Annotated in this window: 22 protein-coding genes; all 22 read left to right on the top strand. The window is 63.6% G+C overall.

The features are described from left to right. Nucleotides 1–117: 117 nt before the first annotated feature. The 22 genes from PCA31118_RS14395 to PCA31118_RS14500 all read left to right on the top strand — a co-directional run bounded on the left by PCA31118_RS14395 (nt 118) and on the right by PCA31118_RS14500 (nt 23474). A complete protein-coding gene (locus PCA31118_RS14395) occupies nt 118–960 on the top strand; it encodes a GntR family transcriptional regulator (RefSeq protein ID WP_150625861.1) in 843 nt (280 codons plus the stop codon). 243 nt (nt 961–1203) lie between these two features. Then, nucleotides 1204–1617, top strand: a complete 414-nt coding sequence (gene sdhC, locus PCA31118_RS14400) for a succinate dehydrogenase, cytochrome b556 subunit (protein WP_044455323.1) — start codon at nt 1204–1206, stop codon at nt 1615–1617. Between the two features lies 1 nt (nt 1618). Further along, nucleotides 1619–1984, top strand: coding sequence for a succinate dehydrogenase, hydrophobic membrane anchor protein (sdhD, locus tag PCA31118_RS14405; protein ID WP_044455324.1), 366 nt, complete (start codon nt 1619–1621; stop codon nt 1982–1984). A 3-nt stretch (nt 1985–1987) separates the two neighbouring features. Then, nucleotides 1988–3763, top strand: coding sequence for a succinate dehydrogenase flavoprotein subunit (gene sdhA / locus PCA31118_RS14410; protein ID WP_150625862.1), 1776 nt, complete (start codon nt 1988–1990; stop codon nt 3761–3763). A 12-nt stretch (nt 3764–3775) separates the two neighbouring features. Continuing rightward, nucleotides 3776–4480, top strand: a complete 705-nt coding sequence (locus PCA31118_RS14415; protein WP_044455326.1) for a succinate dehydrogenase iron-sulfur subunit — start codon at nt 3776–3778, stop codon at nt 4478–4480. Nucleotides 4481–4490: 10 nt separating this feature from the next. After that, the gene (locus PCA31118_RS14420) at nt 4491–4763 is read left to right on the top strand and encodes an FAD assembly factor SdhE (protein WP_150625863.1); all 273 of its coding nucleotides are present in this window, start codon (nt 4491–4493) and stop codon (nt 4761–4763) included. A 29-nt stretch (nt 4764–4792) separates the two neighbouring features. Then, nucleotides 4793–6094, top strand: coding sequence for a citrate synthase (gene gltA / locus PCA31118_RS14425; protein ID WP_044455328.1), 1302 nt, complete (start codon nt 4793–4795; stop codon nt 6092–6094). Between the two features lie 284 nt (nt 6095–6378). Then, nucleotides 6379–7788 carry a 3-isopropylmalate dehydratase large subunit gene (leuC, locus tag PCA31118_RS14430; protein WP_150625864.1) on the top strand — a complete coding sequence of 470 codons (1410 nt, stop codon included), beginning with the start codon at nt 6379–6381 and terminating at the stop codon, nt 7786–7788. Between the two features lie 55 nt (nt 7789–7843). Continuing rightward, the gene (locus PCA31118_RS14435) at nt 7844–7972 is read left to right on the top strand and encodes an entericidin A/B family lipoprotein (protein WP_044455330.1); all 129 of its coding nucleotides are present in this window, start codon (nt 7844–7846) and stop codon (nt 7970–7972) included. A 131-nt stretch (nt 7973–8103) separates the two neighbouring features. Further along, on the top strand, nt 8104–8754 hold the full coding sequence (gene leuD / locus PCA31118_RS14440) for a 3-isopropylmalate dehydratase small subunit (RefSeq protein WP_150625865.1): 651 nt from the start codon (nt 8104–8106) through the stop codon (nt 8752–8754). A 32-nt stretch (nt 8755–8786) separates the two neighbouring features. After that, nucleotides 8787–9854: a 3-isopropylmalate dehydrogenase gene (leuB, locus tag PCA31118_RS14445; protein WP_150625866.1), complete on the top strand. Its 1068-nt coding sequence runs from the start codon at nt 8787–8789 to the stop codon at nt 9852–9854. A gap of 60 nt (nt 9855–9914) precedes the next feature. Beyond that, nucleotides 9915–11045 carry an aspartate-semialdehyde dehydrogenase gene (gene asd, locus PCA31118_RS14450; protein ID WP_072617453.1) on the top strand — a complete coding sequence of 377 codons (1131 nt, stop codon included), beginning with the start codon at nt 9915–9917 and terminating at the stop codon, nt 11043–11045. A gap of 124 nt (nt 11046–11169) precedes the next feature. Further along, entirely contained in the window at nt 11170–14400 is a 3231-nt protein-coding gene (locus tag PCA31118_RS14455; RefSeq protein ID WP_150625867.1) for a motility hub landmark protein FimV, read from the top strand. A 110-nt stretch (nt 14401–14510) separates the two neighbouring features. Beyond that, the gene (truA, locus tag PCA31118_RS14460) at nt 14511–15311 is read left to right on the top strand and encodes a tRNA pseudouridine(38-40) synthase TruA (RefSeq protein ID WP_150625868.1); all 801 of its coding nucleotides are present in this window, start codon (nt 14511–14513) and stop codon (nt 15309–15311) included. Further along, on the top strand, nt 15308–15967 hold the full coding sequence (locus tag PCA31118_RS14465; RefSeq protein ID WP_246190228.1) for a phosphoribosylanthranilate isomerase: 660 nt from the start codon (nt 15308–15310) through the stop codon (nt 15965–15967). The genes truA and PCA31118_RS14465 overlap by 4 nt, the downstream gene beginning before the upstream one ends. Nucleotides 15968–16044: 77 nt before the next feature. Beyond that, the gene (gene trpB, locus PCA31118_RS14470; RefSeq protein ID WP_150625870.1) at nt 16045–17247 is read left to right on the top strand and encodes a tryptophan synthase subunit beta; all 1203 of its coding nucleotides are present in this window, start codon (nt 16045–16047) and stop codon (nt 17245–17247) included. A 159-nt stretch (nt 17248–17406) separates the two neighbouring features. Beyond that, a complete protein-coding gene (locus tag PCA31118_RS14475) occupies nt 17407–18240 on the top strand; it encodes a DNA-methyltransferase (RefSeq protein WP_044457949.1) in 834 nt (277 codons plus the stop codon). Beyond that, entirely contained in the window at nt 18194–19018 is an 825-nt protein-coding gene (gene trpA, locus PCA31118_RS14480; RefSeq protein ID WP_150625871.1) for a tryptophan synthase subunit alpha, read from the top strand. Before PCA31118_RS14475 ends, trpA begins: the two co-directional genes overlap by 47 nt. A 159-nt stretch (nt 19019–19177) precedes the next feature. Next, on the top strand, nt 19178–20053 hold the full coding sequence (gene accD, locus PCA31118_RS14485; protein ID WP_044455339.1) for an acetyl-CoA carboxylase, carboxyltransferase subunit beta: 876 nt from the start codon (nt 19178–19180) through the stop codon (nt 20051–20053). Nucleotides 20054–20158: 105 nt separating this feature from the next. Then, the gene (folC, locus tag PCA31118_RS14490; RefSeq protein WP_150625978.1) at nt 20159–21457 is read left to right on the top strand and encodes a bifunctional tetrahydrofolate synthase/dihydrofolate synthase; all 1299 of its coding nucleotides are present in this window, start codon (nt 20159–20161) and stop codon (nt 21455–21457) included. 45 nt (nt 21458–21502) lie between these two features. Further along, nucleotides 21503–22531 carry an SPOR domain-containing protein gene (locus PCA31118_RS14495; RefSeq protein WP_246190229.1) on the top strand — a complete coding sequence of 343 codons (1029 nt, stop codon included), beginning with the start codon at nt 21503–21505 and terminating at the stop codon, nt 22529–22531. 1 nt (nt 22532) lies between these two features. After that, nucleotides 22533–23474 (top strand): CvpA family protein, encoded by a 942-nt coding sequence (locus PCA31118_RS14500; RefSeq protein WP_150625872.1) that lies wholly within the window; start codon nt 22533–22535, stop codon nt 23472–23474. Nucleotides 23475–23525 lie beyond the last annotated feature (51 nt).

Consider the following 23525-nt stretch of genomic DNA (forward strand, 5'->3'; position numbering starts at 1 on the left):
CGCCAGTGTAGGAGTCGCCACAACGAATGTCAACTCTATCTTATGTCTTATATAAGACATAGGATTATTGCTGTTATTCGATGGACGAAGGTCTTGATTTGTGGTCAAATCCCCGCCATGAATGCGAACGTTCGCGACACATCCAACCTCCCGCCGACTGTCGACGCTGCACAGCGATCCGACGGTGCGCGCGACGCTGCACCGGCCGCTCAGGCCTTGCCGGGGGCGGCGGTTGCCGGGGCGTCGCCGACCTTCAGCCCGCTTTATCAGCAGATCAAGGGGCTCATTACCCAGAGTCTGCAGGCCGGTGAGTGGAAGCCCGGTGAAATCATCCCCAGCGAAGTCGATCTGGCCTCCCGCTACAAGGTGAGCCAGGGTACCGTTCGCAAAGCCATCGACGAACTGGCTGCCGAGAATTTGCTGGTGCGTCGCCAGGGGCGCGGCACCTTCGTCGCGACCCATCACGAAGACCGGGTGCAATTCCGGTTTCTGCGTCTCGCGCCCGATTCGGGCGAACCCCATCACCCGCCCAGTCGCCTGATCGAGTGCCGCCGCATGCGCGCACCCGCGGAAATCGCGCGTCAGCTCGAGTTGCGTGCCGGTGACGGCGTGATCCTGATTCGCCGGATGATGGATTTCTCGGATCGCCCGACGGTGCTCGACGAAATCTGGCTGCCCGGCTCGCTGTTTCGCGGACTGACCGCAGAAAAGCTCAATGAGTACAAAGGGCCGATGTACGGCCTGTTCGAAGACGAGTTCGGCACGCGCATGATTCGCGCCGTGGAAAAAGTCCGCGCCGTGGCGGCGGACGACATGACGGCGGACCTGCTCAAGGTGCCCAGGGGCTTCCCGTTGCTGAGTGTGGAGCGCGTGTCGTTCACCTATGGCGACAAGCCGGTGGAAGTGCGCCGGGGCTGGTATGTCACCACGGAACATCATTATCAGAACGAACTGAGTTGAGCGAATTGGCAAATCGGGCCGGGGCGTCCGGTTTGCGTTTGCATTGGATTTGTATTGAGAGGGTAGGGCGACTTCCCCAGGGGTGTGTCGGTGTCGTGGCCGGCGCATGCCTGAGAGTCGAGGCTTGGGGGCGGCGTGTCGTGCGCCGTTGGCAGGAATTTCCGAACCATTGGAACCGGTATGGTGCAACGCACTAGAATCGGCGCTAAAATTCGGAGTTGATGTAACTACATGGGGTCTAGCATGGCTGAAGTGGTAAAAAAAGAGCGGCCAGTCTACAGGAACATTGGTATCGGACAGATTGTCTCGTACCGTCTCCCGCCGGCTGGTATCGTTTCGATTCTGCACCGTATTAGCGGTGTCATCTTGTTCCTTCTGTTGCCGTTCGCGCTGTATCTGTTCGAACAGAGCCTCACGTCGGAACTGACCTTCGACACGCTTCGAAGCGTCGCCTCCAACTGGTTTGTCAAGCTCGTCATCCTTGCACTGTCGTGGGGTTTCCTGCAGCACTTCTGTGCCGGCGTGCGCCACCTGCGCATGGACTTCAATCACGACGCAGTGAGCAAGGAAAGCGGCAAGAACTCGGCTGTGGTCGTACTCGCCGTGTCGCTCGTGCTGACGCTGGCCGTCGCCCTCAAGCTGTTCGGAGCGTTCTAAGATGGCACAGAACAATATCGGTTCCAAGCGCCTCGTCGTTGGCGCCCACTACGGTTTGCGCGACTGGATCGCCCAGCGCATGACCGCGGTCATCATGGCCGTGTACACCGTGATCCTGCTGGTGTGGTTCTTTACCGCCAAGGATTTCTCCTACGAAGGTTGGGCCGGCATCTTCTCGCATCAGTGGATGAAGTTGGCCACGTTCGTCACGCTGCTCGCGCTGTTCTATCACGCGTGGGTCGGTGTTCGCGACGTCTGGATGGACTACGTCAAGCCCGTCGGTGTGCGACTGGCGCTGTACGCGCTGACGATCGTCTGGCTGCTGGCTTGTGCCGGCTACGCCGCCCAGATTCTGTGGAGAGTGTAAAGAATGGCTGCAATTAAAAATTCGCTGCCGCGCCGCCGCTTTGACGTTGTCATCGTGGGCGCAGGTGGTTCGGGCATGCGCGCTTCGCTGCAACTGGCCAAGGCCGGTCTGTCGGTGGCAGTGCTGTCCAAGGTGTTCCCCACCCGTTCGCATACCGTGGCCGCTCAGGGCGGCATTGGCGCTTCGCTTGGCAACATGAGCGAAGACAACTGGCACTACCACTTCTACGACACCATCAAGGGTTCCGACTGGCTCGGCGACCAGGATGCGATCGAGTTCATGTGCCGTCAGGCACCGAACGCCGTCTACGAGCTGGAACACTTCGGCATGCCGTTCGACCGTAACCCGGACGGCACGATTTACCAGCGCCCGTTCGGCGGTCACACGGCGAACTACGGCGAGAAGCCGGTTCAGCGCGCTTGCGCGGCTGCCGACCGTACCGGTCACGCGCTGCTGCACACGCTGTACCAGCAAAACGTCGCCGCCAAGACCCACTTCTTCGTGGAGTGGATGGCGCTCGACCTGATCCGCAACGAAGAGGGCGATGTCCTCGGCGTGTCGGCGCTGGAACTCGAGACCGGCGAAGTCTACCTGCTCGAAGGCAAGTGCACGTTGTTCGCGACCGGCGGTGCCGGCCGTGTGTACGCGGCATCGACCAACGCGTTCATCAACACCGGCGACGGTCTGGGCATGGCGGCGCGTGCAGGCATTCCGCTCGAAGACATGGAATTCTGGCAATTCCACCCGACCGGCGTGGCGGGTGCGGGCGTGCTGATCACCGAAGGCGTGCGTGGCGAAGGCGGGATTCTGCGTAACTCGAACGGCGAGCGCTTCATGGAGCGCTATGCGCCGACCCTGAAGGATCTGGCGCCGCGTGACTTCGTGTCGCGTTCGATGGACCAGGAAATCAAGGAAGGCCGTGGCTGCGGCCCGAATGGCGACTACGTGCTGCTAGACCTCTCGCACATCGGTGCCGAGACGATCATGAAGCGCCTGCCGTCGATTCGCGAAATCGCATTGAAGTTCGCCAACGTCGACGCGATCAAGGAACCGATCCCCGTCGTGCCGACCATCCACTATCAGATGGGCGGTATTCCGACGAACTACAACGGTCAGGTCGTCGTGCAAAAGGACGGCTCGTCGGTGCCCGTCAACGGCTTCTACGCCGTGGGCGAGTGCTCGTGCGTGTCGGTGCACGGTGCGAACCGTCTGGGCACGAACTCGCTGCTCGACCTCGTGGTGTTCGGCCGCGCTGCCGGTAACCACATCGTCGACTTCGTCAAGAACCATGGCGAGCACAAGCCGCTGCCCGCCGACGCCGGCGAGAACGCGCTGGCGCGTCTGGGCCGTCTGGAAGGCTCGAGTTCGGGCGAATACGCGCAGGACATCGCGAACGACATTCGCGCGACGATGCAGAAGCACGCGGGCGTGTTCCGTACGTCGGACCTGCTCAAGGAAGGCGTGGACGAGATCAAGCAAGTGGCCGAGCGCGTGTCGCACGTCCACCTGAAGGACAAGTCGAAGGTGTTCAACACGGCGCGTATGGAAGCGCTGGAAGTCGACAACCTGATCGAAGTGGCAAAGGCCACCATGATTGCAGCGGAAGCCCGTAAGGAAAGCCGTGGTGCGCACGCACACAGCGACTATCCGGAGCGCGACGACGCCAACTGGATGCGCCACTCGCTGTTCTTCAGCGAAGGCAATCGTCTGGAATACAAGCCGGTGCAGATGAAGCCGCTGACCGTCGATTCCGTGCCGCCCAAGGCGCGTACGTTCTAAGGGATTCGCAAGATCATGAAACGCATTTTTGAAGTCTACCGCTACGATCCGGACAAGGACGCTGCACCGTACATGCAGACCTACGAGGTCGAACTCGACGGTCACGAGCGCATGCTGCTCGACGCCCTGGTCAAGCTCAAGAAGATCGACGAAGGCATTGCTTTCCGCCGCTCGTGCCGCGAAGGCGTGTGCGGTTCGGACGCGATGAACATCAACGGCAAGAATGGTCTGGCCTGCCTGACCAACATGAACGATCTGCCGAACAAGATCGTGCTCAAGCCGCTGCCGGGCCTGCCCGTCATTCGCGACCTGATCGTCGATATGACGCACTTCTTCAACCAGTACCACTCGATCAAGCCGTATCTGATCAACCCCGAGCCGGCACCGGAGAAGGAGCGTCTGCAGTCGCCCGAGCAACGTGACGAGCTCGACGGCCTGTACGAGTGTATTCTTTGCGCGTCGTGCTCGACGTCGTGCCCGAGCTTCTGGTGGAACCCGGACAAGTTCGTCGGCCCGGCCGGTCTGCTCCAGGCTTACCGCTTCATCGCGGATAGCCGTGACACGGCAACCAACGAGCGTCTGGACAACCTGGAAGACCCGTACCGTCTGTTCCGTTGCCACACGATCATGAACTGTGTGGATGTGTGCCCGAAGGGTCTGAACCCGACGAAGGCCATCGGCAAGATCAAGGAGCTGATGGTGCGTCGCGCCGTCTGATTCGACGATCATGCCGGATACCACTCACCAGTCCGATCCGGTAAAACGTGCCCGCCTGCGCTGGCGGGCACGTCGCGGTTTGCTGGAAAACGACCTCATTCTCGAACGATTCTTCGCCAAGTACGAAGCCTCGCTGACCGACGAGGATGTGGGCGCCCTCACGAAGCTGCTCGATTTGAGCGATAACGATTTGATGGATCTGCTGCTAGCGCGTAAAGAGCCCGAGGCGGATCTGGACGGGCCGGACGTGCAGCGCCTGCTGGCGCTTTTGCGTGCCGTGTAGGGGTTTTGGAATTTTTTTGAGGAAGCGATATGACTCCGTCTGATGTTAAAGCCACCCTATCTTTCTCTGACGATTCGCCCAGCGTAGAGCTGCCGATTTATCAGGGCACGATGGGCCCGGATGTGATTGACATCCGCAAGCTGTACGGCCAGACCGGCAAATTCACGTATGACCCCGGCTTTATGTCGACGGCGTCGTGCAATTCCGCCATCACCTACATCGATGGCGACAAGGGTGAGCTGCTGTACCGCGGCTACCCGATCGAGCAGCTGGCTACCCACTGCGACTTCCTCGAAACCTCCTACCTGCTGCTCAAGGGCGAACTGCCGAACGCGCAGCAGAAGAAGGAATTCGTCGACACGGTGACCCGTCACACGATGGTTCACGAGCAGATGAACTTCTTCTTCCGTGGCTTCCGTCGCGATGCCCACCCGATGGCCGTGCTGACCGGCTCGGTCGGCGCGCTTTCGGCGTTCTACCACGACTCGCTGGACATCAATAATCCGAATCACCGTGAAGTCTCGGCGATTCGTCTGATCGCCAAGCTGCCGACGCTCGTCGCCATGGCGTACAAGTACAGCATCGGTCAGCCGTTCGTGTACCCGAGCAACGACCTGTCGTACAGCGCGAACTTCATGCGCATGATGTTCGCCAACCCGTGCGAAGAGTACAAGGTCAACGACGTGCTGGTGCGCGCGCTGGACCGTATTCTGATCCTGCACGCCGATCACGAGCAGAACGCTTCGACGTCGACCGTCCGTCTGGCCGGCTCGTCGGGCGCCAACCCGTTCGCCTGTATCGCTGCCGGTATCGCCTGTCTGTGGGGCCCGGCGCACGGTGGTGCGAACGAAGCCGCGCTGAACATGCTCGAGCAGATCGGTTCGCCGGACAAGATCCCCGAATTCATCAAGCAGGTGAAGGACAAGAACTCGGGCGTGAAGCTCATGGGCTTCGGTCACCGCGTGTACAAGAACTACGACCCGCGTGCCAAGCTGATGCGCGAGACGTGCTACGAAGTGCTCAACGAACTGGGCCTGCACGACGATCCGCTGTTCAAGCTGGCCATGCAGCTCGAAAAGATCGCCCTGGAAGACGAATACTTCGTGTCGCGCAAGCTGTACCCGAACGTCGACTTCTACTCGGGTATCGTGCAGCGCGCACTGGGCATCCCGACCTCGATGTTCACCTGCATCTTCGCGCTGGCCCGTACCGTGGGCTGGATCGCGCAGTGGAACGAGATGATCGGCGAGCCGGATCAGAAGATCGGTCGTCCGCGTCAGCTGTTCATCGGCCACACGCCGCGCGAAGTAGTGTCGATCGACAAGCGCTAAGCGCTGTCGAGGCGTCCGGCACGGCCCCCGCTTGCCGTGCCGGCACCGCAACCTTGCCGAAACGGCAAGGCGGTGCGGCCCGCAACGAGCCCTCGTTGCGCTATATTCGAATCCACGGCACAAGCTGCCGTGATTCGCACAAATCCCCGGTTCATCGTGCGTTTACCGCCCGGTTTCCCGGGGATTTCGTATTCCGCCCGCGCGAAAGCGCTATGGCATAATCAAAAGTTCACAGAACGATATTCCGCGTTCTCAGAACGACATTCCGCCCCCGCGTTTTTATCATGGCCAAGACGCTGTATGACAAGTTGTGGGATGCACACGTCGTGCATACCGAGGACGATGGCACGACCGTGCTTTACATCGACCGTCACCTGTTGCACGAGGTGACCAGTCCGCAGGCGTTTGAGGGCCTAAAACTCGCGCAGCGCCCGGTCTGGCGACTCTCCGCCAACCTCGCCGTGTCGGACCACAATGTGCCGACCACGGACCGCACACAAGGCATTGCCGATCCGGTGTCGCGTCTGCAAGTCGATACGCTCGACGAGAACTGCGACAACTTCGGCATTACGCAATTCAAGATGAACGATGTCCGTCAGGGCATCGTGCACGTGATCGGGCCGGAGCAGGGCGCCACGCTGCCGGGAATGACGGTGGTTTGCGGTGACTCGCACACGTCGACTCACGGGGCGTTCGGGGCCCTGGCGTTCGGCATCGGCACCTCGGAAGTCGAACATACGCTCGCCACGCAGACGTTGCTCATGAAAAAGAGCAAGAACATGCTCGTGAAGGTCGAAGGCACGTTGCCGCGCGGTTGCTCCGCGAAGGACATCGTGCTGGCCGTCATCGGCAAGATCGGTACGGCGGGCGGCACGGGTTACACGATCGAGTTCGCCGGCTCGGCGATCCGCTCGCTGACGATGGAAGGTCGCATGACGGTGTGCAACATGGCGATCGAAGCGGGCGCACGCGCCGGTCTCGTCGCGGTGGACGACACCACGATCAACTATGTGAAGGGGCGCCCGTTCGCGCCGAGCGGTGTGGAGTTCCAGCAGGCCGAGGCTTACTGGCGCACGTTCCATAGCGACCCCGGTGCGACGTTCGACCATGTGGTCGAAATCGACGCCAACACGCTGCGCCCGCAAGTGAGCTGGGGCACGTCGCCGGAAATGGTGGTGAGCATCGAAGACCGCGTGCCGGATCCCGAGAAGGAAAAGGACCCGGTCAAGCGCAGCGCCATGGAGCGCGCGCTCGAGTACATGGCGCTCACGCCGGACACCCCGATGGCGAGCATCAACGTCGACAAGGTGTTCATCGGGTCGTGCACGAACTCGCGTATCGAAGACATCCGTGCCGCGGCGTACGTCGTGAAGAAGCTTGGCCGACGCGTCGCATCGAACGTGCGTCTGGCGATGGTGGTGCCGGGTTCGGGGCTCGTGAAGCAGCAGGCGGAGCAGGAAGGCCTGGATCAGGTCTTCAAGGCGGCGGGCTTCGAATGGCGCGAGCCGGGTTGCTCGATGTGTCTGGCGATGAACGCTGACCGTCTGGAGTCGGGGGAGCGATGCGCGTCGACCTCGAACCGTAACTTCGAAGGCCGTCAGGGCGCGGGTGGGCGTACCCATCTGGTGAGCCCGGCGATGGCGGCTGCGGCGGCCATCGAAGGTCATTTCGTGGACGTGCGCCGTCTCGTCTGACACGCACGCATCGATTTATCCGTCGTTTGACAATTTCTTTGACAGAGACAAGACCATGAAGAAACTGTGGATGCTGATCGGTGCGGTGCTGCTGTTGGGCGTGGCAGGTTGCAACACGATGGCCGGCCTCGGCAGGGATACCCAGGCCGCAGGCTCGGCGCTCGAGAACGCCGCGAAGAAGTGAGGCGACGATGCGCGTGACGAGGCCAAAACCTCGTTCGCGCACCTTTGAGGATTCCGGTTTCATGGCGTTGTTGCCACGCAGTTGCGAATGCAGCAGGCCATGGCCGAATTGTTTTGATCAGGTGGTTCGTGATGGAAAAATTTACCGTCCATACGGGGTTGGTGGCACCGCTGGATCGCGAAAACGTCGATACCGACGCGATCATCCCCAAGCAATTCCTGAAGTCGATCAAGCGCACGGGCTTTGGCCCCAACCTGTTCGACGAATGGCGTTATCTCGACGTGGGTCAGCCGGGGCAGGATTGCAGCACGCGTCCGCTCAACCCGAACTTTGTGCTGAACCAGCCGCGGTATCAGGGCGCCACGGTGTTGCTCGCGCGCAAGAATTTCGGCTGCGGCAGCTCGCGTGAGCATGCCCCCTGGGCGCTTCAGCAGTACGGCTTCCGTGCCGTCATTGCGCCGAGCTTTGCCGACATCTTCTTCAACAACTGCTACAAGAACGGATTGCTGCCGATCGCGCTCTCCGAGATGCAGGTCGATCATCTGTTCAACGAGACGGCCGCATTCAATGGCTACCAGTTGACCATCGATCTGGACAAGCAGGCGGTGATCACGTCGGACGGCCGCGCTTACGAATTCGACATCGCGCCGTTTCGCAAGTACTGCCTGATGAACGGTTTCGACGACATCGGCCTCACGCTGCGTCACGCCGACAAGATTCGCGCCTACGAGGCCGAGCGGCTCGCCAAGCAGCCGTGGCTCGCAACGCGTTTGCCGGGCTGAGCCCGCGCGCAAGGCACATCCAAGGAGATTGCATGAAAATCGCTGTGTTGCCGGGTGACGGCATTGGTCCCGAAATCGTGACGGAAGCCGTCAATGTGCTCAAGGCACTTGGCGAGACGTTCGAGCTGGAAGAGGCGCCTGTTGGTGGTGCCGGTTACGAGGCGTCGGGCCACCCGCTGCCGGAAGCGACGCTGAAGCTGGCCAAGGAAGCCGATGCGATCCTGTTCGGCGCCGTGGGCGACTGGAAGTACGATTCGCTCGAGCGGGCATTGCGTCCCGAGCAGGCCATTCTGGGGCTGCGCAAGCATTTGCAGCTGTTTGCCAACTTCCGTCCCGCCATCCTCTACAAGGAGCTGGCGGACGCGTCGAGCCTCAAGCCGGAGATCGTGGCGGGGCTTGATATCCTGATCATTCGCGAGCTCAATGGCGACATTTACTTCGGTCAGCCGAAGGGCTTTCGTCAGTCGCCGGACGGCGCTTTCGAAGGTGCGCGCGAAGGTTTTGATACCATGCGCTATAGCGTGCCCGAAGTGGAGCGTATCGCGCACGTGGCATTCCAGGCGGCAGCCAAGCGCGACAAGCGTCTTTGCTCGGTCGACAAGGCCAATGTGCTGGAGACTTCGCAACTGTGGCGCGACACGATGATCGAGGTCGCCAAGCAGTATCCGGAAGTCGAACTGTCGCATATGTACGTCGACAACGCCGCGATGCAGTTGGTCAAGGCGCCGAAGAACTTCGACGTGGTGGTGACGGGTAACATGTTCGGCGATATCCTGTCGGACGAGGCCGCCATGCTCACGGGGTCGATCGGCATGCTGCCGTCGGCATCGCTGGATGCCAATAACAAGGGGTTGTACGAACCGTCGCACGGTTCGGCCCCCGATATCGCCGGTAAGGGCGTGGCCAATCCGTTGGCGACGATCCTGTCGGCTGCCATGATGCTGCGTTACACGCTGGGTCGTGCCGAACAGGCCGACCGTATCGAGAACGCAGTAAAGAAGGTGCTGGCGCAGGGTCTGCGCACGCCCGACATCTGGCAGGAAGGCGCGACCAAGGTCGGTACGCGCGAAATGGGTGCGGCAGTGGTGGCCGCACTATAACGTTGACGGGGCGTCGTGAGACGCCCCTCGGCGCAATTGCAACGATAAGAGAGTGGATAAATGAAAACCGTAGGTCTGGTAGGTTGGCGGGGCATGGTCGGTTCGGTTCTGATGCAGCGCATGCAGCAGGAGAACGACTTTGCTTTGATCGAGCCGGTGTTTTTCAGCACCAGCAACGCGGGCGGCAAAGCCCCGTCGATGGCGAAGAACGAAACTTCGCTGAAAGACGCCAATGATGTCAACGAGCTGAAAAAATGCGACATCATCATTACCTGCCAGGGCGGTGACTACACAACGGAAATCTTCCCGAAGCTTCGCGCTGCGGGTTGGAACGGTTACTGGGTCGACGCGGCCTCGACGCTGCGCATGAAGGATGACGCGATCATCGTTCTGGACCCGGTCAACCTCGACGTGATCAAGAACGCCCTCACCAAGGGCACGAAGAACTTCGTCGGGGGCAACTGCACGGTCAGCTGCATGCTGATGGGCCTGGGCGGCCTGTTCCAGCACGGTCTGGTCGACTGGCTCACCTCGATGACCTATCAGGCGGCCTCGGGCGGCGGTGCGCAGCATATGCGCGAACTGCTCACCCAGTTCGGCACCATCAATGCCGAAGTCAAGGCGCTGCTGGACGATCCGCACTCGGCCATTCTCGAGATCGACCGCAAGGTGCTCGCCAAGCAGCACGCGCTCACGGCTGACGAAACGAAGCAGTTCGGCGTGCCGCTGGGCGGCAACCTGATTCCCTGGATCGACAAGGATCTGGGCAATGGTCAGTCGAAGGAAGAGTGGAAGGGCGGTGCCGAGACCAACAAGATCCTGGGTCTGGGCGACGGTTTCCCGGGCACGCGCGCCATTCCGGTCGACGGTCTGTGCGTGCGTATCGGTGCGATGCGCTGCCATAGCCAGGCGCTGACCATCAAGCTTACGAAAGATGTGCCGTTAGACGAACTGACCGACATCATCGGCCAGGCGAATGACTGGGTGAAGGTCGTGCCGAACACGCGCGAAGCGTCGATGACCGATTTGACGCCTGCGGCCGTGACCGGCACGATGACGATTCCGGTGGGTCGCCTGCGCAAGATGTCGATGGGTCCGGAATACCTGTCGGCATTCACGGTGGGCGATCAACTGTTGTGGGGCGCGGCTGAACCGCTGCGTCGCATGCTGCGGATCCTGCTCGACGCTTGAGCGTTGCAGCGTATCGGTAAGGCGTGAAGAACGGCGGCCCGCGAGGCCGCCGTCCGCGCTTTGGGAGGCCCCCGAGTGGCAAGGGCGGCCAGTGACAAACGACTGACAGGCTAGACAAGACACAGTGCGGAAATACTCGACCGGCAAGCGCGCAAATTCGACCCGTAATTCGTTTCGCTTGAGTGCGGCGGCGGCTGTCTTGTGGAGCCTCGGGCTTCTCAACGCCGGGGCCGCCGAGTTTGGTCCGCAACAGGTGCGCTCGGGTCCGGGCCAGCCGTTGCGCGCCGTGATCGTGCTGGGCAACGTGTCGCAGGCGGAAGCCGACGGGCTGTCGGTGAAGCTCGCGCCGCGCGAAGCGTTCCGGCAAGCCGGTTTGCGCTACGACCCCACGCTGGAAAAGCTCTCCGTGTCGGTTTCGCCGACCGGCGGGCGCGAAGCGGGCTACAGCGGCACCTATCTCGTGCACGTCGACTCGGCTGAGCCGGTCAGCACGTCGTTCCTCGATTTGTTGCTGTTGCTCGAGTGGCGCACCGGCCGTCAGTCCAACGCGATTACCCTCTCGGCCATCCCGGAAGCCGGCGCTGCGCAACCGCAGGCCGTTGTCCCGGCGGCGACCGCCAATGGCAATGCGTCTGCGGCGACGTCGTCTGCCGCGTCTCCGTCGCCTTCGGCGTCGGCGCCGGCGGGCGGTGCTGCGGGCGGTGCTGCAAGTTCGGCGGCGGGTGGCGACACGCGCACGGTCGGTCGCGGCGACTCGCTATCGTCGATTGCGCGCGAGCTTACGGGCGGTGAGGGCGGCACGACGCTGGCACAGATGATGACCGCGCTGTTCGAGGCGAACCGTTCGGCGTTCATTGCCAACGATCCCAACCGGCTGCGTCAGGGCGCGACGTTGACGCGTCCGGCCGATTCGCAGGTGCAGAGCATTCCTGCCGCGCAGGCACGCAAGTTCGTGTCCGCAGCGCGGGAACAGTTTGACGCGTATCGCGCGCGGCTGGCCGATTCGACGGCCCAGCAGGCGGCACCGGCCGGTGGCCGCAGTGCACAGGGCGCGATCGAAGCGGGTAAGGCACCGGAAGCTGCCGCGCCCGCCACGCGCGATGAATTGAAGTTGTCGCGACCCGGTAAGGGTGGAGCGGGCGGCACGGCCGGTCGCTCCGGCGGCAACGAAGAAGAGCAAATCGCCCAGGGCAAGGCGCAGACCGAGGCCCAGGGCAGGGTGAATGAGTTGCAGAAGAACGTAGCAGATCTCCAGAAGCTGTTGGCGATGAAGAATCAGGCCGTCGCTAATCTGGAGCAGCAGGCCGCCACCGCTTCCGGGGCGAGCGCGCAAGAAAAGACGGCGAAACCGGCCGATGGAAAGACGGCGAGCGCACCGGCGGCCACGACCACGAGCGAGGCGCAAAGCCGGACACGTGGAGAAACCGGCAGCGCGGACGCAAAGCCGACGGATGCCGCTGCCAGCGGCGCGACCGCCGCGGCCAGCGCGGTAGTGGATGAGGGCGCATCGGCCGCTTCGGTACAAGCGGGCGCCTCGGACGCCGCTGCGGCGGCGGCACCGGCAAGCGACGTTGCTGCGGCTTCCGCTGCCGCCGCCGCGAGCGCACCGGCAGCCGAATCGAAGCCGGCGCCGAATGCCGCCATGAACTGGCGTGCGCTCACGCAGAATCCTTATGTGTTGCCGGGGGCAGGCGCGCTGGTGGTGTTGCTCGGCCTGTGGGCGCTGATGCGTCGTCGCCGTGCCGAGCCGCCGGCTGGCCAGCCGGGGCCGTACGACGACGGCCACGATGGCCACGATGGTCGCGATAGTCACGTTCAGCCGGACGCCTCGCACGATGCCACCCATGGCGCCGAGCCGACGTCGTCGAGCGCAGCGGTGGGGGCAGCGGGCGTTGCGGCGGCAGGTGTTGCTGGCGCCGCGGCCTTGTATGCGGCGAATCAGGCAGAAGCCGACGAGCACCTGCATCCTGACGCCGACCCGGCGTGGGCCGCGTCGGATGAGGACGCAGCGACGCTCGAAGCGGTGCCGACGGACGAGGTTGCCAACGAAGCCGCCGGGTCTGCCGAACTGGATGCGTGGGATGCCGAGCAAGACGCCCTGACGGGCCAGTTGGCCGATGAGGCTGGCGATGTGGCGATCGACCCGGTGAGCGATGAAGTGGCCGAGGGGGCGTCCCACACGGCGCAGATCGACGCCACCGATACTGCTGATACCGCTGCCACGCCGAGCGATTCCCCCGCATTTGATGCTCCCGTTGAGCCGCTCGCCAGCGAGTCGGCGCACGAGGCGCCTGAAGCCTCGCACGAGGCTGTCAGCGAGCCCGAGATCGATTGGGATGCCGCGTTCGCGGAAGCGGCGGGCGAGGCCCCGATCGCGCCTGACACAACTGACTTGGCTGATGCAGCTGACTCAGTTGACGCAGCGCACGCTCACGAAGAACCGGTGGATGCGGCGCTGTCGTCGCTCGAAGCCCTGGGCGCCGCAGCGGCGGCGGGCGGCATTGCCGCCACGCACGCGTCGGCGTCTGACGCCGAGCCGCAGGCACCGAAAGCCGACGCAACGCCCGAGGGAGGCGTCGCGGGCATGCTGGGGGACCTCGATCTGGGCATTCCCGGCCAGCCGGCGAACGTCGGCACGATTTCCAGCGATGCCTTGCCCTCGCTGAGCAAGGGCATCGGTTCGGTGCAGTTCACGATGGCGCCGCCGGGCGACCCGCGTCTTGCGGCAGCGTCCGGCGATTTGGGTGATATGTCGGCTCCGGCAGATGATGCCTCGGATGCCGACGACCTCGACGGCGAATTGAGCGACGCCGACTTCGACGCGGCCATGCTGCAAGCCCGACAGCCGGCCAGCGCGCCGGAAGCACCGCGCAGCTATACCGACGCGGCGCATGAAGCACCGTCGCTGCGACCGATGTCGTTCGACCTGTCGGACTTCAGCCTCGACCTGAAGGGCGACGATGCTGCATCGGCAGCACCGGCAACATCTGCCTTCGTGAGCGCCCCGACGTTGCCTGCCGCGCCGGGCGAAGAAGCGCTCGTCGCACATGAGACGCTGGACGCCCCGGCACCGCAGACCGACTTTGCGCAGGTACCGGGCTCGCCACAAGCGCAGCAGGTGTCGGCGCCGGAAGTCGCTGCAGCGCCATCCGCCGAACCGATCGCGCCGCGTGCGGCGGTAACCGATGTCCCGGCTGTGCCGGACGAGTTCCATACGAAGCTCGAACTGGCCACGGCCTACCAGACCATCGGGGACGACGACGGCGCGCGGGAATTGCTCGAAGAGGTGATCGCCGGTGGCGACGCCGCCCAGCAGTCCGTCGCCCGCGCGCGGCTGGCCGAGTTGGGCAAGTGACGCTGTATCGTTGTATCGGCATCGCGAAAATCGATCCGAACGACCTGAACAAGACTGATTGACCGTAGTTTTGGGCGCTCGTTGGTTGAGCGCCCATTTTTCTTTTTCATATGCGAATCGCACTGGGCATCCACTACGACGGCACGGCGTTCTCCGGCTGGCAATCGCAGCCGCATGGCAACACCGTGCAACAGGCGCTCGAAGCCGCGCTGCGGGAATTCGGCGGCGTTGCCTTGCCGACTACGGTGGCGGGGCGCACGGACGCCGGTGTTCATGGCATTGGCCAGGTCGTGCATTTCGACACGGACCTGGACCGCGCGATGTTCTCCTGGGTGCGCGGTGTGAACGCCTTCCTGCCCAAGACGGTTGCGGTGCAGTGGGCGCAAGCGATGCCGGACGACTTCCACGCCCGCTTCGCGGCGTTCGAGCGCACGTATTTTTACGTGCTTTACGCGAATCCGGTGCGCTCGCCGCTGTTGCACGGTCGAACCGGCTGGCTCCACACGCCGCTCGATCTCGAGGCGATGCGTGCGGCGAGTCAGGTGCTCGTGGGGGAGCACGACTTCTCGGCGTTCCGGTCGTCCGAGTGTCAGGCGAAGACACCCGTCAAGCATCTCTACGCCATCGACATCGAGCAGCAGGGCGACTTCTTCATCTTTCGCTTTCGCGCGAGCGCCTTCCTGCACCACATGGTGCGCAACATCATGGGGTGTCTGGTCTCGATCGGCCGCGGGCGCCAACCCGCGAGCTGGATGACGCATGTGCTCGCCAGCGGCGACCGACGTCAGGCGGCGCCCACGTTCATGCCCGACGGCCTCTATCTGGCGCGCGTGGGGTATCCTGAGGCATTCAACGTGCCGGAGCCCAACTGGGCCGCGTGGCCGTTCCCGATGCCGTGGTCAAGCTCATGAAATCTCGTACCCGAATCAAGATTTGCGGCCTGTCGCAACCGGCTGACGTCGATCATGCCGTGGCGCTGGGGGTCGACGCCATCGGCCTCGTCTTTTACCCGCCCAGCCCGCGCCACGTGGACCTCGCGCGTGCCGCGGAACTGGCCCGCCGGGTGCCGTCCTACGTGAGTGTGATCGGCCTGTTCGTCAACGCCAGCGTCGACGAGATCGCCCGCACCGTCGAGGCCGTGCCGCTCACCGCCCTGCAATTCCACGGGGATGAAACGCCGGCGCAGTGTGAGGCGCTGGCGGCAGCGGCGGGGAACCGTCCGTTCCTGCGCGCCATGCGTATCGGCCCGGAGACGAAAGACAGCGGCGATTTGCTACAATTCGCCAATGCATACACCGCCGCGCAAGGCATCTTGCTCGACGCCCTGGTCGAGGGTTATGGCGGTGGAGGAAAGGTTTTCGATTGGTCACTTATTCCAAAAGACATCGCGCGTCGGGCCGTTTTGAGTGGTGGCTTGAACGCACACAACGTTGCTGATGCCATCCGTCGGGTGACGCCTTATGCCGTTGACGTATCGAGCGGTGTGGAAGCGTCGCGGGGCGTGAAGGATCACGCCCGCATGACGGCGTTCGTGCAAGCGGTGCACGCTGCGGATGCCGAAAGCTAATGCAACCCGCCGGGGTTTGGCCGCCAGGGCCAGCGCCCGAGATGCCAGTCTCCCCGGTAACGCGAAGAGTGACGACCATGTACGATTTGCCTGACGCCCGCGGCCATTTCGGCCAGTACGGCGGTGTCTTTGTGGCCGAGACGCTGATTCACGCGCTCGACGAACTGCGCGAGGCTTACGCCAAGTATCAGCAGGATCCGGCCTTCCTCGAAGAATTCCACTACGAACTGAAGCATTACGTCGGCCGCCCGTCGCCGATCTATCACGCCAAGCGCTGGAGCCAGGAACTGGGCGGCGCGCAGGTGTACCTCAAACGCGAAGACCTGAACCACACGGGCGCGCACAAGGTGAACAACGTGATCGGGCAGGCGCTGCTCGCGCGTCGTATGGGCAAGCGCCGTGTGATCGCCGAGACCGGGGCCGGTCAGCACGGCGTTGCGACGGCGACCATTGCGGCACGTTTTGGCATGGAGTGCGTGGTCTACATGGGCTCGGAAGACGTCAAGCGTCAGGCCGCCAACGTGTACCGCATGCAATTGCTGGGCGCGACCGTCGTGCCGGTGGAGTCCGGCTCGAAGACCCTCAAGGACGCCCTCAACGAAGCCATGCGCGACTGGGTGACGAACGTCGAAAGCACGTTCTACATCATCGGCACCGTGGCCGGCCCGCATCCGTACCCGATGCTCGTGCGCGACTTCCAGAGCGTGATCGGCGAAGAGTGCAAGGTGCAGATGCCGGAGCTCGCGGGCCGTCAGCCGGACTACGTGCTGGCCTGCGTGGGCGGTGGTTCGAACGCCATGGGCATTTTCTACCCGTACATCGACGTGCCGAACGTGAAGCTCGTGGGGGTGGAAGCGGCCGGGGACGGCATCGAGACCGGTCGTCACGCGGCGTCCATCATCGGCGGCACGCCGGGCGTGTTGCACGGCAACCGCACGTATTTGCTGCAGGACGCCAACGGTCAGATCACCGAGACGCACTCGATCTCGGCCGGTCTGGACTATCCGGGCGTAGGCCCCGAGCACGCGTGGCTGCACGACATCAAGCGTGCCGAGTACGTGGGCATTACCGATACTGAAGCGCTGCGGGCATTTCACGACTGCTGCCGGATCGAGGGCATCATTCCGGCGCTGGAGTCGAGCCACGCGCTCGCCTATGCGTGCAAGCTGGCGCCGACGTTGCCGAAGGATCAGATCGTTCTGGTCAATCTCTCGGGGCGCGGCGACAAGGACATGCATACCGTCATGGCGCTGGCCAAGCCAGAGCCGACGCGCGCATAAGGCGAGACGCGAGACACCGCAGAGCGCAAGTACCCGACTCAGGTTAAGGACACCAGAACCAGCATGACCGATCTGACTGATCGCAAGGCTCAGAATGACGCCCTCGGGACCGAGCGTCCCGTGGACGCCACCGAAGCTGCCGCCGCGCGTCTCGAGGCCATGGAAGCGGCCGGCGAGTTGCGCGCGCGTTGGGCGCCGGGCGACATCACGTTGCGTCATGCGGACTTCCTGCAACATCTGCACGAACTGGAAGACGGCAGCGTCGACCTGATCCTTGCCGACCCGCCTTACGGGCTCGGCAAGGACTACGGCAACGACTCCGACAAGCGCTCCGGCGAGGATTTTCTCGGCTGGACGTACGGCTGGCTCGAAGCGGCGATTCCGAAGCTCGCGCCGCGCGGCTCGCTCTACCTGTTCTGCACGTGGCAGTACGCCCCGGAACTGTTCGTGTTCCTCAAGCAGCGCATGCTGATGATCAACGAGATCATCTGGGATCGCCGCGTGCCCAGCATGGGCGGCAGTACGCGGCGGTTCTCGTCCGTGCACGACAACATCGGCTTTTTTGCGGTATCGAAGGACTATTACTTCGATCTCGACGCCGTGCGTGTGCCGTACGACGCCGCCACGAAGAAGGCGCGCTCGCGCCGCATCTTCGAGGGCAGCAAATGGCTGGAGTTGGGCTACAACCCCAAGGATCTGTGGTCGATCTCGCGATTGCACCGGCAAGACCCCGAACGCGTCGATCATCCGACGCAGAAACCGCTGCATATCATCGAGCGCATGGTGCTGGCCAGTTGCCCGCCCGGCGGACTCGTGCTCGACCCGTTCATGGGCAGCGGCACGACTGCCGTGGCTTGCGCGCTGCACGGCCGACGCTTTGTCGGCTATGAGCTCAACGCGCACTACCACGCGCTCGCCAACCAACGACTTCAGAGACTTTCCGATCATGTCCCGCATTCAAGCGACGTTCCAAGCCTTGCAAGCGCAGGGTAAAAAGGGCCTCATTCCGTTCATCACCGCCGGCGACCCCGAGCCGGGCTGGACGGTCAAGCTGATGCATGCGCTGGCCGACAGCGGCGCCGACGTCATCGAACTCGGCGTGCCGTTCTCGGACCCGATGGCCGACGGCCCCGTCATTCAGCGCGCCTCCGAGCGCGCGCTGGCGCGCGGCGTGAGCCTTGCCGAAGTGCTCGGCTACGTGGCCGCTTTCCGTCAGACGAACGACCGCACGCCCGTGGTGCTCATGGGCTACGCCAACCCGATCGAGGCGATGGGGCTCGACGCCTTCGCCGAGCGCGCCGCCACCGCCGGAGTCGACGGCGTGCTGGTCGTGGACTATCCGCCGGAAGAAGCCGAAGGCTTCGCCGGTGCGGTGCGCGCGCACAACATCGATCCGATCTTCCTGCTCGCGCCGACGTCGACCGACGAGCGCATTGCGGCCGTGGCGCGTCAGGCCAGCGGCTATCTGTACTACGTCTCGCTCAAGGGCGTGACGGGCGCGGCAAGCCTGGATACGGCCAGCGTGGCGGCCAAGATCCCCCAGATCAAGGCGCAGGCCCGGCTGCCGGTGGGGGTGGGCTTCGGCATTCGCGACGCCGAAACGGCCCGTGCGGTGGCCAATGTGGCCGACGCCGTGGTGATCGGCAGCGCCATCGTCCAGTTGCTGGAAAACACGCCGCGTGATCTGGAGGGCCAGAACGCGGTAAAATCGCTGGCTGAATTTATCGGCGGTATCCGTCAGGCGCTCGACTCGGGCGCCAAATCCGCGTAAATTCGCGGCAGAAATTGGCCGTGAATGGTGGCGCGACATGGTTGCCGTCCGGTAAAACGCTGAATTGAAACGACCGTATCGTTCCCGCGGTACGGCTGCCTGGAAATGCCCCCGAAAGCGCCCGCTCCTTCCCGAGCGGGCGTTTGGCAAGGAGAAACTATGAGCTGGCTCGACAAGCTGCTGCCCCCGAAGATCAAGCAAACCGATCCGACGCAGCGCAACAAGAGCATCCCGGAAGGGCTGTGGATCAAGTGCCCGTCGTGCGAAGCGGTGCTGTACCGCGCCGACGTCGAGGCGAATCTGCACGTTTGCCCCAAATGCGACCACCACATGCGAATCGGTGCGCGTGCGCGTCTCGACTCGCTGCTCGATGCGGAAGGCCGTTACGAACTGGGTCAGGAAATCGTGCCGGTCGATGCGCTGAAGTTCAAGGACAGCCGCAAGTACCCGGATCGCATCAAGGAAGCGATGGACGACACCGGCGAGACCGACGCCATGGTGGTGATGGGTGGCGCGATCCACACGCTGCCGGTCGTCGTGGCCTGCTTCGAGTTCTCGTTCATGGGCGGCTCGATGGGATCGGTCGTCGGCGAGCGCTTCGTGCGCGGCGCGCAGAACGCGCTGGAGCAGGGTGTGCCGTTCATTTGCGTGACCGCTTCGGGTGGCGCGCGCATGCAGGAAAGCCTGCTTTCGCTCATGCAGATGGCGAAGACCACGGCCATGCTCACCAAGCTGGCTAACGCCAAGCTGCCGTTCATCTCGGTCCTGACCGATCCGACGATGGGGGGGGTGTCGGCCAGTTTCGCCTTCCTGGGCGACGTGGTGATCGCCGAACCGAAAGCGCTCATCGGCTTCGCCGGCCCGCGCGTGATCGAGCAGACCGTGCGTGAGAAGCTGCCCGAAGGCTTCCAGCGCTCGGAGTTCCTGCTGCAAAAGGGCGCGATCGACATGATCGTCGACCGCCGCAAGCTGCGCGAAGAAATCGCTCGCCTGATCGCGCTGATGCAGTGCCAGCCGGCGGACGCCGTCGCGTAAGTCCGTGATTGGTCGCGCCGGACTTGAACCTGGGCCGGCGGGATCGATGGATAGGAAGCGCGGACGTGAATGACGTCCGCGTTTTTGTTTTTCTGCACGCACATCATGCCGACATACTCCACTCTCGACGCCTGGCTCGCCCATCTGGAAACCGCTCACCCCGTGGGCATCGATATGGGCCTCGCGCGCATTGGCCGTGTGAAAGAAGCCCTCGGGCTGACATTTCCGTGCCCCGTTTTCACTGTCGGCGGCACGAACGGCAAGGGCTCGACCTGCGCCATCATCGAAGCGATTCTGCTGTCCGCCGGGTACCGCGTGGGCTGCCATACGTCTCCGCACCTGATCTCGTTCAACGAGCGGGCTCGCATCAACGGCGAGAACGTCGACGACGCCACGCTGCTGCCGCATTTCGAGGCAGTGGAAAAGGCGCGCACGAGCTTTGCGGAGCCGGTCTCGCTCACGTATTTCGAATTCACCACGCTCGCGATCATGCACATGTTCGCCACCGCAGGGCTCGATGCCGTGATTCTCGAAGTCGGGCTCGGCGGCCGCCTGGACGCCGTGAACATCGTCGACACCGACTGCGCGGTCATTACCAGCATCGATATCGATCACCAGCAATATCTCGGCGATACGCGCGAGGCGATCGCGACCGAGAAGGCGGGCATTTTCCGCGCGGGCAAGCCCGCCGTCTGCGGCGACCCCATGCCGCCGGCCACGCTGATCGCCGAGGCGCAGCGCATCGGCGCGGACCTGTGGCTGTTCGGACGCGATTTCAACTATCAGGGCGACAAGCAGCAATGGAGCTACGGCGGGCGAAACATGCGTCGTCCTGCACTGGCCTATCCGGCGCTTCGTGGCGCCAATCAGTTGCTCAACGCCTCGGCGGCGCTCGCGGCGCTCGAATCGATGCGCGACGTGTTGCCGGTCTCGGCACAGGACATCCGCCTGGGCCTGGCGTCCGTGGAGTTGCCCGGACGCTTCCAGGTGCTGCCGGGCCGCCCGGCCGTGGTGCTCGACGTGGCGCATAACCCGCACGCCGCGGCGGCGCTGGGCCATAACCTCGACGGCATGGGCTTCTTCCCGTACACCTACGCCGTGTTCGGCGCGATGGCGGACAAAGACATCGAAGGCGTGCTGCGCCACCTTGTCGACAAGGTCGATCACTGGCGTTTGTGCGGGCTGCCGACCGAGCGTGCCGCGAGTCCGGCGTTGCTCGAAGAGAAGTTGCGCGCCGTGGGATTCGTCGAAGATGCCGATCATTCGGTCGAAACCTTCGAATCCCCTGAGAAAGCCTATGCTGCCGCGCTCGAGCAGTGCGGCGAGAATGATAGAATTGTGGTTTTTGGATCGTTCTTTACGGTGGCGGGCGTGATGTCGCACCGCAAATTGCAGCGCCACTGAGGTGTAGCGGTGCCCATGCCGTGACATTTGCTTACGAGAAATGTCATGCGCGTGACGCACCAGATGCGCGATGATCAGTCCAATGACGCAAGTTTCGACCTGAGCCAAGGGCCTATGGGATTGTTTTCCTTCCGCAAGAAAGACGCCGAAGCCGTTTCCCCGAAGCGCGGTAGCCGCAGGAGCGGCCGCACCGGCACCCGTACGGCGGGAGGAGGGGGCGAGTACAGCGAGCACGAGCAACTCGACCCGCTGCTGCCCGAAAAGCAACGCGCGCGACGCCGTCTCGTCGGCGCACTCGCGCTGGTGCTCGCGGCTGTCATCATTTTGCCGATGGTGCTCGCACCTGAGCCGAAGCCGGCGGCCGACGACATCGCCATTCAGATTCCCGGGAAGGACGCCAATTCGCCGCCCGTGCGCGTGAAGCCGCAGGCGGCAGCGGTGCCGCCGTCCGATGCGTCGCTCGACAAGGGCGAAGAGGCCATCGACAGCAGCACGCTGGCGCAGTCCGCCAAACCGGCACCGAGTGCCGTGCCGCCGTCTGCGGCTGCGGGTTCGACATCCACGCCGACGCCCGGGCCGGTGGCCACCGTTCCGGAACCGCAGGTCGCGCAGGTCAAGCCCGAACACAAGCCGGACGCCAAGCCCGAGGTCAAGAAGCCGGAGCCGCACGCCGACACGAAGGTGGCAGCCAAGCCGGAATCGCATGACGCGGCCAAGACGCAGCCCAAGCCGAACAACAACGTTGCCGATCCGATCGCGCAGTTCGCGCAGAACAACACCACCGCCAAGCCTGCCGCCAAACCGGCGGACAATCACGACAACGCCCAGAAGACGGCCTCGAGCGGCAAGTATCTGGTGCGCATCGGCGCCTTCTCGACGCAAGATCGCGCGCAGGCGTGGCTCGTCAAGCTCAAGCTGGTCAACGTGCCGAGCTACATGGTGAAAAGCACGGTCGATGGCCGTGAGCTTTACCTGTTGCGGGCCGGTCCGTTCCCGGATCGCAACGCCGCCGAAGCGGCCGGCAAGAAGATTCGCGACGCCGGCCTGACGGCGCAGGTCGCCGAGGCAGGCTGAGTTGAGCGATACGGTGCATAGCGGTCTGTTGACCGTGGTGGATTACGCGGCCATCGCCATTTTGCTCGGTTCGATGTTGCTGGGCATGCTGCGCGGACTGGTGCGCGAGTTGTTCAACCTGGTCGGCTGGGTGGTGGCGTTCTTCGTGGCGCGCGCCTTCGGCCCGAGCGTGGCGCACTGGCTGCCCGCCGATCTGCCTGGCGGCGAGCTCACGCAAGGGGCGTTGGGGTTCCTGCTGGTGTTGATTGCCGTCGTGTTCGGTGCGGGCATCGTGAGCGCACTGGTGGGGCGTATGACCGATCTGATCGGTTTGCGCCCGGCCGATCGCGGACTCGGTATGCTTTTCGGCATCGTTCGCGGCATTCTGCTCTTGATGTTGTTGATGGTCGCCGCCAAGTTAACGGCGTTGCCGCAGCAACCGGTCTGGCAGCAGTCGGTGACGCGCCCGTGGGTGGAAGCGGGGCTTGAGCGCCTGATGCCGTATCTGCCCGAGGCCGTGCAGCAATACTTGCGCAAACCCGAGACCGCGGTGCCGAACGTCAATCCGATGGGAACCATGGCTCCCTTGCCGCGATTGGAACCTTACTCGGATCCCTATCGCAGCGCGCCGGAATCGGGGGGGACGCACGGGCAGGAACGTGGCCAGTCGGGCGCGACGAACGACGCTGTGGACCGTGGGGTTACCGGGGTGGCCGCGGAAGTGACGAATAAAGTGACGAGCGAAGTAACAAGCGAAGTCAGGAATACGGCAACGAAAGCCATGTCGACGCGCTTGTCGAACCTGATGGGTGGCGGCGCATTGCGCGACACCAATGGTACCGGTCTGAACGCTCAGGCCGCAGGCGAGGGCGCTGGCGCCCCGCAGCAGGGATGGGGAATGCGCAGCGGCGGATCGAGCGGATCGCCCACGCCATCGACCGGCCTGCACAAGGTTTCCGAATGACGGATAATACTGTCCGTTTGAAGCAGATTTCGATGTTTTTAGAAGGATTCA

The organism is Pandoraea captiosa, from assembly GCF_902459775.1.
GTDB lineage: Bacteria > Pseudomonadota > Gammaproteobacteria > Burkholderiales > Burkholderiaceae > Pandoraea > Pandoraea captiosa.

What these genes read in the sequence shown, in the direction of transcription:
- PCA31118_RS14495 (WP_246190229.1), top strand. Translation starts at nt 21,503, where the DNA reads ATGCGCGTGACGCACCAGATGCGCGATGATCAGTCCAATGACGCAAGT.
- PCA31118_RS14465 (WP_246190228.1), top strand. Translation starts at nt 15,308, where the DNA reads ATGAAATCTCGTACCCGAATCAAGATTTGCGGCCTGTCGCAACCGGCT.
- PCA31118_RS14475 (WP_044457949.1), top strand. Translation starts at nt 17,407, where the DNA reads ATGGAAGCGGCCGGCGAGTTGCGCGCGCGTTGGGCGCCGGGCGACATC.
- trpB (WP_150625870.1), top strand. Translation starts at nt 16,045, where the DNA reads ATGTACGATTTGCCTGACGCCCGCGGCCATTTCGGCCAGTACGGCGGT.
- sdhC (WP_044455323.1), top strand. Translation starts at nt 1,204, where the DNA reads ATGGCTGAAGTGGTAAAAAAAGAGCGGCCAGTCTACAGGAACATTGGT.
- leuC (WP_150625864.1), top strand. Translation starts at nt 6,379, where the DNA reads ATGGCCAAGACGCTGTATGACAAGTTGTGGGATGCACACGTCGTGCAT.
- trpA (WP_150625871.1), top strand. Translation starts at nt 18,194, where the DNA reads ATGTCCCGCATTCAAGCGACGTTCCAAGCCTTGCAAGCGCAGGGTAAA.
- asd (WP_072617453.1), top strand. Translation starts at nt 9,915, where the DNA reads ATGAAAACCGTAGGTCTGGTAGGTTGGCGGGGCATGGTCGGTTCGGTT.
- sdhA (WP_150625862.1), top strand. Translation starts at nt 1,988, where the DNA reads ATGGCTGCAATTAAAAATTCGCTGCCGCGCCGCCGCTTTGACGTTGTC.
- accD (WP_044455339.1), top strand. Translation starts at nt 19,178, where the DNA reads ATGAGCTGGCTCGACAAGCTGCTGCCCCCGAAGATCAAGCAAACCGAT.
- sdhD (WP_044455324.1), top strand. Translation starts at nt 1,619, where the DNA reads ATGGCACAGAACAATATCGGTTCCAAGCGCCTCGTCGTTGGCGCCCAC.
- leuD (WP_150625865.1), top strand. Translation starts at nt 8,104, where the DNA reads ATGGAAAAATTTACCGTCCATACGGGGTTGGTGGCACCGCTGGATCGC.
- leuB (WP_150625866.1), top strand. Translation starts at nt 8,787, where the DNA reads ATGAAAATCGCTGTGTTGCCGGGTGACGGCATTGGTCCCGAAATCGTG.
- folC (WP_150625978.1), top strand. Translation starts at nt 20,159, where the DNA reads ATGCCGACATACTCCACTCTCGACGCCTGGCTCGCCCATCTGGAAACC.
- gltA (WP_044455328.1), top strand. Translation starts at nt 4,793, where the DNA reads ATGACTCCGTCTGATGTTAAAGCCACCCTATCTTTCTCTGACGATTCG.
- PCA31118_RS14395 (WP_150625861.1), top strand. Translation starts at nt 118, where the DNA reads ATGAATGCGAACGTTCGCGACACATCCAACCTCCCGCCGACTGTCGAC.
- PCA31118_RS14435 (WP_044455330.1), top strand. Translation starts at nt 7,844, where the DNA reads ATGAAGAAACTGTGGATGCTGATCGGTGCGGTGCTGCTGTTGGGCGTG.
- PCA31118_RS14420 (WP_150625863.1), top strand. Translation starts at nt 4,491, where the DNA reads ATGCCGGATACCACTCACCAGTCCGATCCGGTAAAACGTGCCCGCCTG.
- truA (WP_150625868.1), top strand. Translation starts at nt 14,511, where the DNA reads ATGCGAATCGCACTGGGCATCCACTACGACGGCACGGCGTTCTCCGGC.